Consider the following 16,043-nt stretch of genomic DNA (forward strand, 5'->3'; position numbering starts at 1 on the left):
GAACACCGGCGGAGCCGGTGCCAGGCACCGCGTCGGATTCTTCGCGGGCACGCCCGCTCCCACACGGTACGCGGACCGCTTGCGCACTGAGTTCTCTGCGCGACAGCGCAGCCCAAAGGGCTGGGCAATCTCCCACAGGTAGCGCGCTGCCCTTCAGGCCTGCGCTATCCCTGTGGGAGCGGGTTTACCCGCGAAGGGGCCGGTGAGCCCGGCATCAATTCCAGGCCTTACTCGCGGTTCAACAGCAACTGGCTGAGCGCCCGGGTCATTTGCACGTTATGCACGGTATTGACCAACAACCCGATGCCCGGTTCGCCAGCGTTGGCGCAGATGTATTCGTCGAGGGTGTCCTCGATGCCAAGCAGCAACTGCGAGACGTATCGCAGTGCCTCGGGTGAGGGCAAGTCGTTGTTGATGGTGTAGAACGGGCGGGAGCCAGGTTTTACAGGTGGATCGGGCACAAGTTTATTCATTGCGTTTCCCTAGGTCGGTCAGGAGCTACCACCCCATTCCCTCTCACAGGATCGGGTGGCAGCCGTACGCGGGGTGAGAGACCGGAGACCTAGGAACCCGGCCAGGACCAAGCCTGCCCGCGCACAGCTACCGTTGAGGTTGCAACCAGATCAGCACGGGCTCTCACACCCGGTCGCCATTTTTGACGACCCGGGGAAATTAGCCCTGATGCTCCTGTTCAACAACAGAGAAACGGCTGCGGCGCGGGTAGGATAATTCCCAAGCTACTTCCAGCTGAAGCATTTGGTTTCAGGTTGGGAAAAGTCTTACATCTGAGGGGGCCAAGGCGAGGGCTTCGCCCTCGATCGCCGGCAAGCCAGCTCCCACAGGGATGGCACATGGCTTGCCGGTGAAAGGGCCGCAAAGCGGCCTCGGAAATCTCAACCCAGACAGCGCGTCACATGCTTGACCGACTGGTAGGCCGACAACCCCCAAGGCCCCAGCTCACGCCCGATCCCGCTACCCTTGGTGCCACCCCACGAGGTCTCGACGAACACCGCCTGCACCGAGTTGATCCACACATGGCCAACCTCCAGCGCATCGGCCACCCGCTCGGCGCGCTCCAGGTCGGCGGAGCACACCGTAGCCACCAGCCCGAAGCGGCTATCGTTGGCCTCGGCAATCGCCTGTCCCTCGGTCGCAAAGCGACGCGCGCACAGCACCGGGCCAAAGATTTCCTCGGTCCACAGGCGGCTGTCTTTCGGCACATCGGCATACAGCGTCGGGCTGACGAACCAGCCATCCCGGTCCAGCGCCTTGCCACCGGCCAGGCAATGCAGGCCTTCTTCCCGCGCCGTGGCAAAGTAGCCGGCCACCTTCAGCCACTGCGCCTGGCTGGTCAGCGGCCCCATTTCGACCTCTTCGGTCAATGGATTACCGACCCGTAGCTGTTCCAGTGCCACCTGCAAGCGCGGCAGCAGCGCATCGGCAATGCCGTCCTGCACCAGCAGCCGCGAAGTGGCCGAGCACATCTGCCCGGCGTTCCAGGTAATGCCGGCGACGATCCACTCCACCGCCTGGCCCACGTCGCAATCATCGAACACCACGATCGCCGACTTGCCGCCCAGCTCCAGCGTCACCGGCCGGCACTGCGCCGAAGCGCTGCGCATTACCTGGCTGCCGACACTATTGCTGCCAGTGAACGACAGCTTGTCCAGGCCATTGTGGTTGCTCAGTGCAGCGCCGGTCTCGGCCTTGCCGTTGACGATGTTCAACACCCCGGCCGGCAGCCCCAGGGCATCGGCGATCTGGCCGTAGGCCTGTTCGATCAGCGGGGTGACTTCCGATGGCTTGAGCACCACGGTGCAACCGGCGGCCAGGGCCGGGGCGAGCTTCCAGGCGCTGGTCACCAGCGGGAAATTCCACGGCACGATCAGGCCGACCACGCCCACCGGTTCCAGGCGGGTGCGAGCGCTGAAACCCGGTGCAGCCAACGGCACATCGCGGTTCTTCGATGGCAGTTGCTCGGCCAGTTCGGCGTAGTAGCCGAAGGTGGCGATGGCGTCGTCCAGGTCGATTTCCGCCTCGTGACGTGGCTTGCCGTTGTTGCGCATCTGCAAGGTGATCAACGCTTCACGGCGCTGCCCGAGCTGTTCGGCAAAGCCGCGCAGGTAGGCGGCGCGTTCGCTGGCGCTGGTGTTTTTCCAGGCGGGCAGGGCGCCACGGGCAGCGGTCACGGCCTGGTCTACCTGGGCGATGCTGGCGGCCATCAGTTCGGCAAACGGTTGCCCAAGGGCCGGGTCATTGACGCTGATGCAGTCGCTGCCCTGGCCTTCGACCCAGCGGCCGGCAATGTAGTGGGAAGTGGTCATGGTCGTTTTCCAGTCAGGCCATTTCGGCGGTGGTTACCGGCGTGTGCGCGGTGCTTTTGCAACGCACCCAACGTGGGCCCAGGGGGCCATACACGCCGGCAGGTTCGGGGAACAGGTTGAGCAGCAGCAGGTACAGCACGCCGGCCAGCCCCAGGGTGACCGGCAGGCTCAGGTCGATGCCGCCGGCCAGGTCGCCCAGCGGGCCGACGAACTGCCCTGGCAGGTTGACGAAGCACAGGCCCACCGCCGCGCTGGGGATCCACGCCCCCATGCCGCGCCAGTTCCAGCCATGCAGGAACCAGTAGTGGCCGCCACGCTGGCCGCGGGTGAACACCTGCAGGTCGTCGGCATGGTAGAAGCCGCGGCGGGTGATCAGGCCGAGGATCATGATCACCATCCACGGGCTGGTGCAGGTGATGATCAGCACGGCGAAGGTCGACACGCTCTGCACCAGGTTGAAGGTGAAGCGGCCGACGAAGATGAAGCCGATCGCCAGCACGCCGATCAGCAGTGTGGCACCGGCACGGCTGAGCAGGCGTGGGAACACGCTGGACATGTCCAGGCCGGTGCCGTACAGCGCCGTGGTGCCGGTGGACATGCCGCCGATCACCGCAATCAGGCACACCGGCAGGAAGAACCAGCTTGGCGCCACCGCCAGCAGGCCACCGACGTAGTTGTTGGCAGCGATGTAGTCCGGTGCCTGGGTGGCCACCAAGGTGGCGGTGCACAGGCCGAACAGGAACGGGATCAGTGTCGCGCCCTGGGCCGCGATCACCGCCAGCATGATGCGCGCCTTGGGCGTTTCACGCGGGATGTAGCGCGACCAGTCGCCGAGGAACGCACCGAACGACACCGGGTTGCTCATGGCCAGGATCGCCGCACCGACGAATGCCGCCCAGAAGCCCGCCTGGCCGAGGTTTACGCTGCCCGCGTAACCGGCATCGAACGGCCCGGCAAAGGCAACGATGCCCAGCAGGAACAGCAGGCTCGAGGCCCACACGGCGATCTTGTTGACCCACAGCATGAAGCGGAAGCCGAAGATGCACACCACCAGCACCAGCACCGCGAACAGGCCATAGGCCAAGCCCAGGGTCAGGTCGGTTTCCGGCAGGCCGGCCAGGCGCTTGGCGCCGCCGACCAGGGCGTCGCCCGAGCTCCACACCGACAGCGAAAAGAACGCCACCGCGGTGAGCAGCGACAGGAACGAACCGACGATGCGCCCGTGCACGCCAAAGTGCGCACCCGACGATACTGCGTTGTTGGTGCCGTTGAGGGCGCCGAACAGGCCCATGGGCGCAAGGATCAGCGCGCCCACGCCGACGCCGAGCAGGATCGCCCACACGCCGGCCTGGAACGACAGCCCGAACAGCACCGGGAAGCTGCCCAGCACGGCCGTGGCGAAGGTATTGGCGCCGCCGAAGATCAGGCGGAACAGGTCCAGCGGGGAGGCGTCGCGTTGATCGTCGGGGATCTGTTCGACGCCGTTGGTCTCGATACCGGTCGAGTGGCTCATGGTGATGCTCCAGCGCGGTTGTTGTGGGCCGGCGCAGTACGCGGGCCTTATTGTGGGTGCGATGGCAGGGCGGCAGGGCCGCGTAAATGGATGATCAGGCCGGCGATACGACCGACAGGTGCTCGTGGCAGGCCAGCCACTGTTCGCCGTGGCGGCGGAAGACAATGGTTTCGCGCTCGCTCAACTGGTGTTCTTCGCCGGCGATGCGGATGTGCGTGGCCACATCATGCATGAAGATCGCCACGTCACCTTGCAGGCTCACCTGGGCATTGCCCGATTCGCAGGCGAGCACGGCAAACCCGTCGGCCTGCCACTGGGCCCAGAGTTGCTCGTAGGCATGGCGCGACAGCAGCGGTTGCGGCAGGGTGTGGAAAAGGAAGGTGGCGTCTTCGCTGAAGCAGGCGAAATAGCGAGCAGTGTCGTTGCTGGCGAACGCCGCAACGAGGTCGGCGGCGGCTTGCCGTACCTGGAGTGTCTGGTCCACGGGAGTGGCCTCACGGTTCTTGTGATTGTGGTGAAGCGATTCTGGTGGCGGTTGGCGAGAGGAAAAATCGCTGCAGGCAAATAATCAGTTCAGGAATTTGTGAAGTGATGGCTGCGCTTTCTTTACCCCCGTGTGATCTGTGGATTAAGGTGGCAGCTGATCCCCATGGGCTGTAGGCAATGAGCAATTACCAGCCACCACTGACGGTGACCCCCCGCATTCTGGCTTTGGTTGCCGAAATCAGCGAGCAAGTGGGATTGTTGACTGCCTACCGTGATGGCGCGCTGACGCCACAGCTGCGCCGAGGCAACCGTATCCGCACCATCCAGGCGTCGCTCGCCATCGAAAACAACACCCTGAGCGTGGAGCAGGTAACCGCCTTGCTGGATGGCAAGCGGGTTCTGGGCTTGCCACGTGAAATCCAGGAAGTCCGTAACGCGTTCGCGACCTACGATGCGATGCCTGGTTGGCGCGCTGAGTCCCAGGACGATCTGCTCACTGCGCACGGCATGCTGATGTATGGGCTTATAGATGACGCTGGCCGCTACCGGCGTGGAGGGGTGGGCATCTATCGCGGCACTCGCCTTCTGCATATGGCGCCACCGGCCAGTCGGGTGGCGACGCTGGTGCAGGATTTGTTGCACTGGCTCGCGAACAACGATTGGCATCCGCTGATTACCAGTTGTGTATTCCACTACGAGTTTGAATTCATCCACCCATTTGCTGAAGGTAATGGGCGGATGGGACGGTTATGGCAGACCCTTCTCCTCAGCCAGTGGCGGCCGGTGTTGGCGTACCTGCCGGTGGAAACCGTTATTCGTGAGCAGCAGGACGCTTACTACGCTGCCCTGGCCGCCGCCGACCAAGCTGCTGAAGCAACCCCATTTGTCGAATTCATGCTCGAAGCCTTGTTGCAGGCGCTTATCGAAGCAGAAGACAGTGACCAAGTAACCGACCAAGTAACCGACCAAGTAGCGAGTCTCTTGAATGTGCTGCCTGCAGGCGTTGCTTTGAAGAGCAGCGAATTGATGCACCAGCTGGGCCTCTCGCACCGTGCCACATTCCGCAAGAGTTACTTGTACCCGGCACTCGCTGCCGGGTTGATCGAAATGACCGATCCCGAATCACCACGGAGCCCCAAACAGCAGTATCGGCGGGTTGCAAGGTAGGTTTCGCGCCGCGCACCTTGTGGGAGCGGGCGTGCCCGTACTCATAAGGCTGCACATAACTCATTGAATTAGCAGGGACCCTGTGGGAGCGGCTTTAGCCGCGAACACCGGCGCAGCCGGTGCCAGGCACCGCGTTGGATTCTTCGCGGCTAAAGCCGCTCCCACAGGGTATGCGGACCGCTTGCAAATTCGGCTCTCTACGCGACAGCGCAGCCCAAAGGGCTTTCCGCTATCCAGCTGTCATCTGACTGCAACGAATGTTCAGCAACCTTTCTGCCATCTCCCCGTGCCTCATTGCGAGTTCGAATGGGCCATCCCGCGTTGCATCTGCCACAGGAGCACGACCTGTTCGGCCTGCTCTACGCCTTCGCCTTCCGCCCTGGCCAGCCGGGGCGCGAAATCGATTCGGCGCAGTTGTTGCGCACGCTCGGCCAGCCGCTGGAACCTGGCGAGTTTCTGTGGGTACACCTGAACCTGGCCCATGCTGCCTGCGAGCGCTGGTTGCGCACCCACCTGCAGTTGCCCGAAGCCTTCTTCGAAACCCTGCGCGAAGGTTCGCGCTCGACCCGTATCGAACACGCCGACTCGGCGCTGCTGGCAGTGGTCAACGATGTGGTGTTCAACTTCGGCCTGGTGTCCTCGGACATCTCCACGCTGTGGGCCTGCGCCAGCAGCCAGTTGCTGGTGAGCGCTCGATTGCAGCCGTTGCATTCGGTGGACAAGCTGCGCTCGTCGGTCAAGCATGGCGAGCGCTTTCATTCGTCCATCGAGTTGCTGGTCCATCTGTTGCGCGACCAGGGTGATGTGCTGACCCAGATCGTGCGTGAAACCACCACCAGCGTCGACCGCATCGAAGACCAGTTGCTGTCTCAGCGCCTGAGCGACAACCGCGCCGAACTGGGCAGCATGCGCCGGGTGCTGGTGCGCCTGCAGCGCCTGCTGGCGCTGGAGCCAGGGGCGTTGCTGCGCCTGCTCAACCGGCCGCCCGACTGGCTGCAGGAACAGGACATACGCCAGCTGCGGGCGGCCACAGAAGAGTTCACCCTGGTGATCAGCGACCTCACCGCCCTCGGTGAGCGGATCAAGCTGCTGCAGGAAGAAATCGCCGCCAAGCTCAACGAACAGACCAACCGCACCCTGTTCACCCTGACCGTGGTGACCGTGCTGGCGCTGCCCATCAACATCATCGCCGGCTTCTTCGGCATGAACGTCGGGGGTGTGCCGCTGGCGGAAAACCCCCACGGCTTCTGGGTGCTGGTGGCCCTGGTGGCGACCTTCACCGTGCTGGTGGGGCGCTGGGCGTTTCGCAAGCGGCGCGAGTACTGAAGCGACAATCGTCGGTCAGTTCGCCTCCCGTACTGCACTGAGGAACGCCCGGGTCCGCTCCTGTTGCGGGTTTTCGTAGATCTGCGCCGGCGTCCCCTGCTCGTGGATCTGCCCCTTGTAGAAGAAGCACACCCGATCCGCGAACTCCCTGGCAAAGCCCATCTGATGCGTCACCATCAGCATGGTCAGGTTGTGCTCGCTGCCCAACCGGCGGATCACGTTCAGCACCTCGCCACACAGTTCCGGGTCCAGCGCCGAGGTCACTTCGTCGAACAGCATCACCTTGGGCCGCATCGCCAGCGCCCGGGCAATCGCCACGCGCTGTTGCTGGCCACCGGACAACTGCGACGGGTAATGCTCGAACTTGTTGCCCAGGCCAACCATCTCCAGCAGCTCGGCAGCCCGTTCGCGCGCCTCGGCCGGCTTCACGCCCAACACCTGGACCGGGGCCTCGATCACGTTCTGCAAGGCACTCATGTGCGGGAACAGGTTGAAGCTCTGGAACACCATGCCGATCTTCGCCCGCACTTTGCGTACATGGCGCTCGTTGGCGATGAGCTGCGCGCCGTTGCGCCCGGGCATGTGGGTGAGCGATTCGCCATCGACTTCGATCATGCCTTGGTCGATGCCCTCAAGCGTCATCAGTACCCGCAGCAACGTCGACTTGCCCGAGCCGCTGGGGCCGATGATCGCCACCTTTTCACCGGGGGCGACATCGAGGTTGAGGCCGTCGAGCACGGTGAAGCTGCCGTAGCGTTTGGTCACGTCCTTGAAGCTGACGATCGGTTGGGCAATGGCCGGTGTGGGCATGTGGGTGTCCAGCGGCTGGGTGGCGGTAGCAGTGGCGAAGTGGGTCACAGGGGCGATCATCAGCGGAGCTCCAGGCGCACTTCAAGGCGCCGAACGAGGTAGGCCAGAGCGACGCTCAAGGCCAGGAAGAACAGACCGACCAGGGTGATCGGCTCGAGGTAGCGGAAGCTTTCGGAGCCGACGTTCTTGGCCTGCTGCATGATTTCCACCACGGTGATGGCCGACAGCACCGGGGTGTCCTTGAGCATGGCGATCAGGTAGTTGCCTAATGGCGGCAGGATCGGCCGAATCGCCTGGGGCAGGATGACTGCCCGGTAGGCGGTCCACGGCGCGAAGTTGAGGGCGACCACCGCTTCCCACTGGCTGCGCGCCACCGAGTCGAGGCCGCCACGGTAAACCTCGGCCAGGTAACAGGCGTAGTGCACGCCGATACCGATGATGCCGGCCTGCATGGCCGTCATGTTGACCCCGTAGTTGGGCAGCACGTAGTAGAGGAAATACACCTGGATCAGCAGCGGCGTACTGCGGATGAACTCGATCAGCAATGCCACCGGCCACGACAGCCAGGCCTGGCGGCTGCGTCGGGCGATGGCCAGGAACAGGCCCAGCACCACTGCGATCAGGAAGCCAACCAAGGTGATGCCCAGGGTTTTCAGCGACGCCTGCAGCAAGTCGGGCAGGATTTGCGCGACGTAGTTCCAGTCCCAGAAATTCATGACAGGCTCCCCCGCAGGCGACCGCGGCTCAGGCGCCGTTCGACCCGACGCATGAGGAAGTTGATGACCTGCGCCAGGACGAAGTAGAGCAGCAGGGTGAGGCTGAAGATTTCCAGGGTCTGGAAGGTCGCCTGGTCCAGCTGACGGGCGCGGAAGCTAAGGTCCGACAGGGTGATCAGCGACACCAGCGAGGTGTTCTTCAGCAGTTCGATCAGCAGGTTGGTGCCAGGTGCGATGGCCGCCAGCAATGCCTGCGGCAGGATGATCCGCCGGAAGCGGGTGGTGGCGGGCATGTTCAGCGCGGTGCAGGCTTCGTACTGCCCCTTGGCCACCGAGCTGATCGCCCCGCGCATCACTTCGGCACCGTAGGCACCGATATGCAGCCCGAGGCCGACGATGGCCACGGTGTAGGCGCTGAGTTCGAGGTTGAACGGTGGCAGCGGCAATACGAAGAACAGCCAGAACAACTGCACCAGCAACGAGGTGCCGCGGAACAGTTCGATGTAGGCCACGCACAGCCAGCTCAATGGCCGCCATGACGAACGCCGGCCAAGGGCGGCGAGGATCGCGGCGACGATGGCTAGCAGCGAGCCGAAGAAGGTGACCTGGATGGTGATCCAGGCGCCTTGCAGTAACAACGGTATCAATTCACCCATGGTTCGACCTGAATAATCGGATTACACAGGGAATGGCACGGCAAGCGCCATGCCACCTCGATTCACTGCTGGGCACAGAGCTCGGCGGCGGTCTTGTCAGTCACGTTGCTGCGGTCGAAGCCGAACGGCGCGACGGTCTTCAGATGCTCCTCGCTGCCCAGCCACTTCTTCATCTCGGCGTTGACCGCGTCGCGCAGGGCTTTGTCCTCGGGGCGGAAGGCCAGGGCACCGTAGCCGGTGTGGGCCGGGTCATCGGTGAAGTCGCTGATCGCCTCGACCTTGTCGCCACCCTTTTTTGCCAGGCCCTTCATGGTCAGCTGGGTGCCCACGGCAGCATCGGCGCGGCCGGCGCGCACGGCCTGCAACTGGGCTGTGGTGTCCGGCACCTGAAGGATCTGCGCATCCGTGATGCCGGAGTCGCGGGCATAGGCGAGGTTGACCGTGCCGGCCATGATCGCCAGCTTCACGTCCGGGTTCCTGGCGATGTCGGCGTAGCTGTGCAGGTTCTTCGGATTGCCCTGTGCCACCAGCAGGGTGTCGGGCAGGGCGTACTGCGGGTCGGTGAAGATCACCTGCTTGCAGCGTGCCGGGGTGATGTACATGCCGGCGGCAATCACATCGAAGCGCCCGGCGCGCAAGCCCGGGATCAACGAACCCCACTCGGTGAGCACGCCATCGACCTGTTTGATGCCCATCTTTTCGAAGATGATCTTGGCGATTTCCGGTGACTCCCCGGTTACCCGGCCATCGGTCTCGGTGAAGGCAAACGGGGTTTCGTTGGCGTAGCCGATGCGGATGTGGCTGGTTTCCTTGATTTCGTCCAGGCTGGCGGCCTGGGCGCTGGCAAGCACACCGAAGGTGGCACAGGCCATCAGCAGGCGCTGGAAGGGGCGTGGAACGTTGAAAGGCTGGCTCATCAATGAAGCTCCTGTTTGTTATAAAAACCGTCGTCGACGGCTCTGTGTTAGGAGGCAGTGGAGCAAAACAGCGAAAGCAGGTCGGTCTTTTGTTCGAGGCTGCCAGGCAGCGGGAGTTCGACCTTGGGCCGAGCATACAAAAGCTGAAACGGCGATGGCATTGCACTAGGACAATTGCCCGAAGCACTTGTACGGGGGATGCTGTGACCCTGGCCCTGGCAAGTGAAGCGAACATCATGATGCACAGTTGGAAGGCAGCCCTGGACGCCGCCCGCATCGGCGAGTCCAAATACAAGATCCTGGTCCAGGCCGTCACCGGCGAGATCGAGCGCGGCGTATTGGTACATGACCAGCGCCTGCCACCGCAGCGGCAGGTAGCCGATGCCCTGGGCATCAGCGTGCAGACCGTGACCAATGCCTACAAGGAACTGGAGCGCCAAGGCCTGGTGCGTTGCGAGATCGGCCGTGGCAGTTTCGTCAGCCGGCGCATGAGCGACCGTGTGTCGGATGACATCATCGACCTGCCCGAGCGTACCCTGGTCGACTTCTCCATCACCCGCATCCTGCACACCCAGGTGCATGAGCGCATCTGGCGCGACACCTGCGCCGAGCTGGCCGTGGAAGAGGAGCAGCCGTGGATCCATGCCTACCGCCCCATCGCCGGTTTCGAGAGCCACCGCGAGGCCGCGGTGCGCTGGCTTGCCGGCCTGGGCATGCAGGTCGAGCGTGACGATGTGCTGGTCACCAACGGCGCCGCCCACGCCATCTTCCTGGCCCTGGCCTCGCTGGCCGGGCCGGATGATGTGGTGCTGTGCGAGGGGTTGACCGACCATGGCGTGATCGGCAATTCACAGGTGCTCGGTTTTACCCTCAAAGGCCTGGAGATGGACCGCGAGGGCATCAACCCGGAGCATTTCGAGGACATCTGCAGCAACGAGCGGGTGACCGCGCTGGTGTGCACCCCCAACCTCAACAACCCGACCGTCAGCCTGATGCCTGACAGCCGGCGCCAGGAGATTGCCGAAATTGCCCGGCGCTTTGGCGTGCATATCATCGAAGATGACGTTTACGGGCCGCTACTGGGTGGCAGCCATGCCAGGCCACTAAGTTCCTATGCGCCGGAGCTGTCGTTCTACTGCACCAGCATGACCAAGTCGGTGCTTACCGGCCTGCGCGTGGGCTACCTGGCCATGCCCAAGCGCCTGGCGCTGCGCACCGAGAGCATCTTGCGGGTCAACAGCTGGATGGCCACGCCCTTGGTGGCGGAAATTGCATCGCGCTGGATCAACGATGGGCGCGCGGCGCAGCTGGTGGCGCTGCAGCGCACCTTGCTGGGCGAGCGTCAGGCGTTGTTGCGTGAGTACCTGGGGGATTATGTGCGTGGTCAGCACGCGCATGCCCTGGGGGCGTGGCTGAACATTCCCGAACGCTGGGAAGTGGACAGCCTGGTGCGTGCCTTGCGCCGCCGGCAGATTGCGGTGACGCCGCCGGAGCCGTTCCTGGTGCGCGGTACACCGCGGCCACGGGCCGTGCGCTTGTGCGTGGGCGCCGAGTGTTCCGAGGCAAAGCTGCGCCAGGCCTTTGGCGATATGCGGGAGTTGTTCGGGCAGTATCCGCAGATCCACGAGCTTTGAGCGGCCTGTACCGGCCTCTTCGCGGGTAAACCCGCTCCCACAGGTTCCGTGCGAGGTTCAGGAAATGCGCGACTCCTGTGGGAGCGGGTTTACCCGCGAAGAGGCCGGTACAGGCTAAAACAAATTCCCACGCAAATTGCCCTAGTACATTCATCACGACAATTTTCGCCTCATACACTCCGCCCAACATCAGCTCACTTGTTGGGTCCCGGTCATGTCAGCGCTCTCGCTTCACGATCTCTACCTCGCCCGCCAGCGTATCCACGGCCTGGTGCGCAGCACGCCGCTGGAACTTTCCCCCAGCCTGTCGCGGCACCTGGGCACGCCGGTCTACCTGAAGCTCGAAGCCCTGCAGACCACCGGCAGCTTCAAGCTGCGCGGCGCCAGCAATGCCATCGCCGCACTCAGCGCTGAACAACGCGCTTGCGGCGTGGTTACGGCCTCCACCGGCAATCACGGACGGGCGGTGGCCCACGCTGCTGCGCAACTGGGCGTGAAGGCAACCGTGTTTCTTTCGCAACTGGTGCCAGCCAACAAGGTCCAGGCCATCCGCGACCTGGGCGCCGAAGTGTGCATCGTCGGCCACTCCCAGGACGATGCCCAGCAGGCCGCGCAACAACATGGCGAGCAACAGGGCGCAACGCTGATTCCACCTTTCGATCACCCTCAGGTCATCGCCGGCCAGGGCACTGTGGGCCTGGAAATCATCGAGCAGTTGCCCGAGGTGGAGCAGGTGCTGATTCCGCTCTCCGGTGGTGGCCTGTTCGCGGGTGTGGCGTTGGCCATGAAAAGCATCAAGCCGGCAATCACCACCCATGGCATCAGCATGCAGCGCGGCGCGGCGATGTACGCCAGCCTGCAGGCCGGCAGGCCAGTCGAGGTAGAGGAGCTGCCGACACTCGCCGACTCGCTTGGCGGCGGCATCGGCCTGGGCAACCAGCACACCTTGAGCATGACCCAGCGTCTGCTCGACCAACTCCACCTGCTGCCGGAAGCGTCGATCGCCAATGGCATGCGCCACGCCTACCAGCACGAACGGTTGGTACTCGAAGGTGCCGGCGCAGTCGGCATCGCCGCGCTGCTCGACGGCCTGGTGACGGCTCGCGGCCCGGTCGTGGTGGTGGTCAGCGGGCGCAACGTCGACAGCGCACAGCATCAGCGCGTCCTCAACGGCGGCGACGCCTGAAATTCACGTTTCCTTCACTGGAGGTATTCGAATGCCGGCCATCACCTTGCTCAGCGAAGCCGACCTGCGTAGCTGCATCACCCTCGACCGCAACGCGATCGATGCCATCGAACAGGCCTTTGCCCTGCTTGCCACGGCCAAGGTGGCGATGCCGCCGATCGTGCGCCTGGATGTGCCCGAGCACAACGGCGAGGTGGACGTGAAAACCGCCTACCTGCCAGGGCTGGAGCGTTTCGCGATCAAGGTCAGCCCGGGCTTTTTCGACAACCCCAAGCTTGGCCTGCCCAGCCTCAACGGCATGATGATGCTGCTGTCGGCCCGCACTGGCCTGCTCGATGCCTTGCTCCTCGACAACGGCTACCTCACCGCCGTGCGCACCGCTGCAGCCGGTGCGGTAGCTGCACGCTGGCTGTCGCGGCAGGACAGCCGCAGCGTGGCCTTGATCGGCAGTGGCGAACAGGCACGCCTGCAGCTGCAGGCACTGCGCCTGGTGCGGCCGATCGAGCAGGTCAAGGTGTGGGGGCGCGATGCGCAGAGAACCGCAGCGTTATGTGATGACCTGGGGCGTGATGGGCAACTGCAGGTACAGGCCTGCGACAGTGTCGACCAGGCCATGCAGGCGGTCGATATCGCCATCACCTGCACCCCCAGCCGCGAGCCGCTGATCCAGCCGCATCACCTGCAACCGGGGCTGCACATCACTGCCATGGGCTCGGATGCCGAGCACAAGAACGAGATCGCGCCCACGGCCCTGGCCCGGCTCGACCGTTATGTCGCCGACCGCCTGAGCCAGACCCGCGTGCTGGGCGAACTGCACCACGCCTTGCGCGCTGGCGCGGTCAGCGAGCAGGCCGTTCATTCCGAGCTGGGCCAGATCATCGCCGGCCTGCACCCGGGTCGTGTGCAGGCCGAAGAGGTCACCCTGTGCGACCTGACCGGCACCGGGGCCCAGGACACCGCCATCGCCAACCTTGCCTTCGAACGCGCAATCGCCGCCCACAAAGGCCTGGCGTTTCACAGCTGACAGTTTTCACAACCCACTCACAAGAAGGGCATCCGTATGTCACAGACAGTGGTCAACCTGCCGTTCGGTCGGCAGGAGTACGCCCAGCGCCTGGCCAAGACCCGAGCTGCCATGCAGGCACAGGGCCTGGAGCTTTTGCTGGTTACCGATCCATCGAACATGGCCTGGCTCACCGGCTATGACGGCTGGTCGTTCTACGTGCACCAGTGCGTGCTGCTGGCGCTCGATGGCGAGCCGATCTGGTTTGGCCGCGGCCAGGACGCCAATGGCGCAAGGCGCACGGTGTTCATGCAGCACGACAACATCGTCGGCTACCCGGACATCTATGTGCAGTCACGCGAGCGCCACCCGATGGACTACCTGTGCCAGGAGGTGATTCTGGCCAAGGGCTGGGGCGGCCTGAGCATCGGCGTGGAGATGGACAACTACTACTTCAGCGCGGCGGCCTACCAGGCGCTGTGCAAGCACCTGCCACAGGCGCGTTTCAGCGATGCCGCCGGGCTGGTCAACTGGCAGCGGGCGGTCAAGTCGCCGCAGGAAATCGAATACATGCGTATCGCCGCGCGCATCGTCGAACAGATGCACGGGTGCATCCTCGAACGCATCGAGCCCGGCATGCGCAAGAACGAGCTGGTGGCCGAGATCTACCGCAGCGGCATCCTCGGTGTCGATGGCCATGGCGGCGACTACCCGGCCATCGTGCCATTGTTGCCGACCGGCGCAGATGCCAGCGCGCCGCACCTTACCTGGGACGATTCACCGTTCACCCGCGGCGCCGGCACGTTCTTCGAGATTGCCGGCTGCTACAAGCGCTACCACTGCCCGCTGTCGCGCACCGTGTACCTGGGCAAGCCGCCGCAACACTTTCTCGATGGCGAAAAGGCGGTGGTCGAAGGTATCGCGGCCGGCCTCGATGCCGCGCGGCCAGGCAACACCACCGGTGACATTGCCAGGGCGTTCTTCCGCGTGCTGGAGAAGTTCGGCATACACAAGGACAGCCGCTGTGGTTACCCGATCGGTATCAGCTACCCGCCAGATTGGGGCGAGCGCACCATGAGCCTGCGCCCGAGCGACACCAGCGTGCTGCAACCGGGCATGACCTTCCACTTCATGCCGGGGCTGTGGATGGACGACTGGGGCCTGGAGATCACCGAAAGCATCCTCATCACCGAGACCGGGGTCGAGACCCTGTGCAACGTGCCGCGCCAGCTGTTCGTGAAGGACTGACCCATGAATGCGATCGCACAGGCCGCCGCCACGGTGGCCAACCCCATCACCTGTACCTTGGATTTCGAGCAGGACGGCGTGCAGCACGGCTTCCTCAAGCTGCCGTACTCGCGTGACGACTCGGCCTGGGGTGCGGTGATGATTCCGCTGACGGTGGTCAGGAACGGCAATGGCCCGACAGCCTTGCTCACGGGCGGCAATCACGGTGACGAATACGAAGGCCCGGTGGCGCTGAGCAAGCTGGCCCAGCAGCTGCAGGCCGGGCAGGTAAGCGGGCGGGTGATCATCGTGCCGTTCATGAACACACCGGCGTTCCAGGCGGGCACCCGCACCTCGCCGATCGACCGGGGCAACCTCAACCGCAGCTTCCCTGGCCGGCCTGATGGCAGCGTGACGGAAAAGATCGCCGACTATTTCCGCCGCACCTTGCTGCCGTTGGCCGATATCGTCCTGGACATCCACTCCGGTGGTCGCACCCTCGATTTCCTGCCGTTCGCTGCATGCCATGTGCTGCCCGACAAGGCCCAGCAGGCCCGTTGTGAAGCCGGCATGCAGGCCTTCGCCGCGCCCTACAGCATGCGCATGCTCGAACTGGATGCGCAGGCGATGTACGACACCGCGGCAGAAGAGCAGGGCAAGGTGTTCATCACCACCGAACTGGGCGGTGGTGGCACCTCTACGGCGAAAAGCGTGGCCCTGGCGGAGCGCGGCGTGCGCAATGTGCTGATCCACGCCGGCATCCTCGCCGGCGAAGTGGAGCAGGGCGAGACAACCCTGCTGGACATGCCCGATGGCGATTGCTTCATCGCCAGCGAGCACGACGGATTGCTGGAGATGTGCCGCGACCTGGGAGAAACGGTCAGCCAGGGTGAGGTGATCGCCCGTATCCATGACATCCGCCGCACCGGCAGCGCCCCGGTCGAGTACCGCGCTCGACGCAATGGCTTGCTCGCAGCCCGGCACTTTCCCGGCCTGGTGCAGTGCGGCGACACCCTGGCGGTGATCGCCGACGTACTGGCCTGAACCTGGCGCCACGACAACGAGGTATGGAGAACAG

General features: G+C 64.2%; 15 protein-coding genes. 7 read left to right on the forward strand and 8 right to left on the reverse strand.

Translation table 11 applies throughout. The features are described 5' to 3' along the window. Positions 1–227 precede the first annotated feature (227 nt). The 4 genes from RYH74_RS03010 to RYH74_RS03025 form a co-directional block, all read right to left on the reverse strand. Positions 228–473 carry a hypothetical protein gene (locus tag RYH74_RS03010; protein ID WP_075043733.1) on the reverse strand — a complete coding sequence of 82 codons (246 nt, stop codon included), beginning with the start codon at positions 471–473 and terminating at the stop codon, positions 228–230. A gap of 420 nt (positions 474–893) precedes the next feature. Continuing rightward, complete coding sequence (locus tag RYH74_RS03015; RefSeq protein WP_317408943.1) at positions 894–2,324, reverse strand: aldehyde dehydrogenase family protein; 1,431 nt, start codon at positions 2,322–2,324, stop codon at positions 894–896. A gap of 13 nt (positions 2,325–2,337) precedes the next feature. Beyond that, positions 2,338–3,837 carry a purine-cytosine permease family protein gene (locus RYH74_RS03020; protein ID WP_075043735.1) on the reverse strand — a complete coding sequence of 500 codons (1,500 nt, stop codon included), beginning with the start codon at positions 3,835–3,837 and terminating at the stop codon, positions 2,338–2,340. A 94-nt stretch (positions 3,838–3,931) separates the two neighbouring features. Continuing rightward, on the reverse strand, positions 3,932–4,321 hold the full coding sequence (locus RYH74_RS03025; protein WP_075043736.1) for a YybH family protein: 390 nt from the start codon (positions 4,319–4,321) through the stop codon (positions 3,932–3,934). A 179-nt stretch (positions 4,322–4,500) separates the two neighbouring features. On the opposite strand from RYH74_RS03025, the gene RYH74_RS03030 reads away from it, so the two are divergent. Then, complete coding sequence (locus RYH74_RS03030) at positions 4,501–5,490, forward strand: Fic family protein (RefSeq protein ID WP_075043737.1); 990 nt, start codon at positions 4,501–4,503, stop codon at positions 5,488–5,490. 306 nt (positions 5,491–5,796) lie between these two features. Beyond that, complete coding sequence (locus RYH74_RS03035; protein ID WP_075043738.1) at positions 5,797–6,816, forward strand: transporter; 1,020 nt, start codon at positions 5,797–5,799, stop codon at positions 6,814–6,816. A 15-nt stretch (positions 6,817–6,831) separates the two neighbouring features. Here the strand turns inward: RYH74_RS03035 and ehuA are convergent, their stop codons facing one another. The 4 genes from ehuA to ehuB form a co-directional block, all read right to left on the reverse strand. Next, a complete protein-coding gene (ehuA, locus tag RYH74_RS03040; RefSeq protein ID WP_075046875.1) occupies positions 6,832–7,626 on the reverse strand; it encodes an ectoine/hydroxyectoine ABC transporter ATP-binding protein EhuA in 795 nt (264 codons plus the stop codon). Between the two features lie 59 nt (positions 7,627–7,685). Further along, entirely contained in the window at positions 7,686–8,342 is a 657-nt protein-coding gene (gene ehuD, locus RYH74_RS03045; protein ID WP_003256382.1) for an ectoine/hydroxyectoine ABC transporter permease subunit EhuD, read from the reverse strand. Beyond that, entirely contained in the window at positions 8,339–8,998 is a 660-nt protein-coding gene (gene ehuC / locus RYH74_RS03050) for an ectoine/hydroxyectoine ABC transporter permease subunit EhuC (protein ID WP_015268921.1), read from the reverse strand. Before ehuC ends, ehuD begins: the two co-directional genes overlap by 4 nt. 62 nt (positions 8,999–9,060) lie before the next feature. Beyond that, a complete protein-coding gene (gene ehuB, locus RYH74_RS03055; RefSeq protein WP_015268922.1) occupies positions 9,061–9,915 on the reverse strand; it encodes an ectoine/hydroxyectoine ABC transporter substrate-binding protein EhuB in 855 nt (284 codons plus the stop codon). Positions 9,916–10,154: 239 nt separating this feature from the next. Here ehuB and RYH74_RS03060 point away from each other — a divergent pair, with 239 nt between their 5' ends. The 5 genes from RYH74_RS03060 to doeB all read left to right on the forward strand — a co-directional run bounded on the left by RYH74_RS03060 (position 10,155) and on the right by doeB (position 16,009). Continuing rightward, complete coding sequence (locus tag RYH74_RS03060) at positions 10,155–11,549, forward strand: PLP-dependent aminotransferase family protein (RefSeq protein WP_025337665.1); 1,395 nt, start codon at positions 10,155–10,157, stop codon at positions 11,547–11,549. 214 nt (positions 11,550–11,763) lie between these two features. Beyond that, positions 11,764–12,735, forward strand: a complete 972-nt coding sequence (eutB, locus tag RYH74_RS03065; RefSeq protein ID WP_317408946.1) for a hydroxyectoine utilization dehydratase EutB — start codon at positions 11,764–11,766, stop codon at positions 12,733–12,735. A 31-nt stretch (positions 12,736–12,766) separates the two neighbouring features. Next, entirely contained in the window at positions 12,767–13,759 is a 993-nt protein-coding gene (eutC, locus tag RYH74_RS03070; protein ID WP_317408947.1) for an ectoine utilization protein EutC, read from the forward strand. Positions 13,760–13,795: 36 nt separating this feature from the next. Next, positions 13,796–14,986 (forward strand): ectoine hydrolase DoeA, encoded by a 1,191-nt coding sequence (gene doeA / locus RYH74_RS03075; RefSeq protein WP_085601899.1) that lies wholly within the window; start codon positions 13,796–13,798, stop codon positions 14,984–14,986. Positions 14,987–14,989: 3 nt separating this feature from the next. Beyond that, entirely contained in the window at positions 14,990–16,009 is a 1,020-nt protein-coding gene (gene doeB / locus RYH74_RS03080; protein ID WP_025337669.1) for a N(2)-acetyl-L-2,4-diaminobutanoate deacetylase DoeB, read from the forward strand. The last annotated feature ends 34 nt before the right edge of the window (positions 16,010–16,043 follow it).

It is taken from the genome of Pseudomonas sp. LSJ-87 (assembly GCF_032971465.1).
Classification (GTDB): domain Bacteria; phylum Pseudomonadota; class Gammaproteobacteria; order Pseudomonadales; family Pseudomonadaceae; genus Aquipseudomonas; species Aquipseudomonas putida_Z.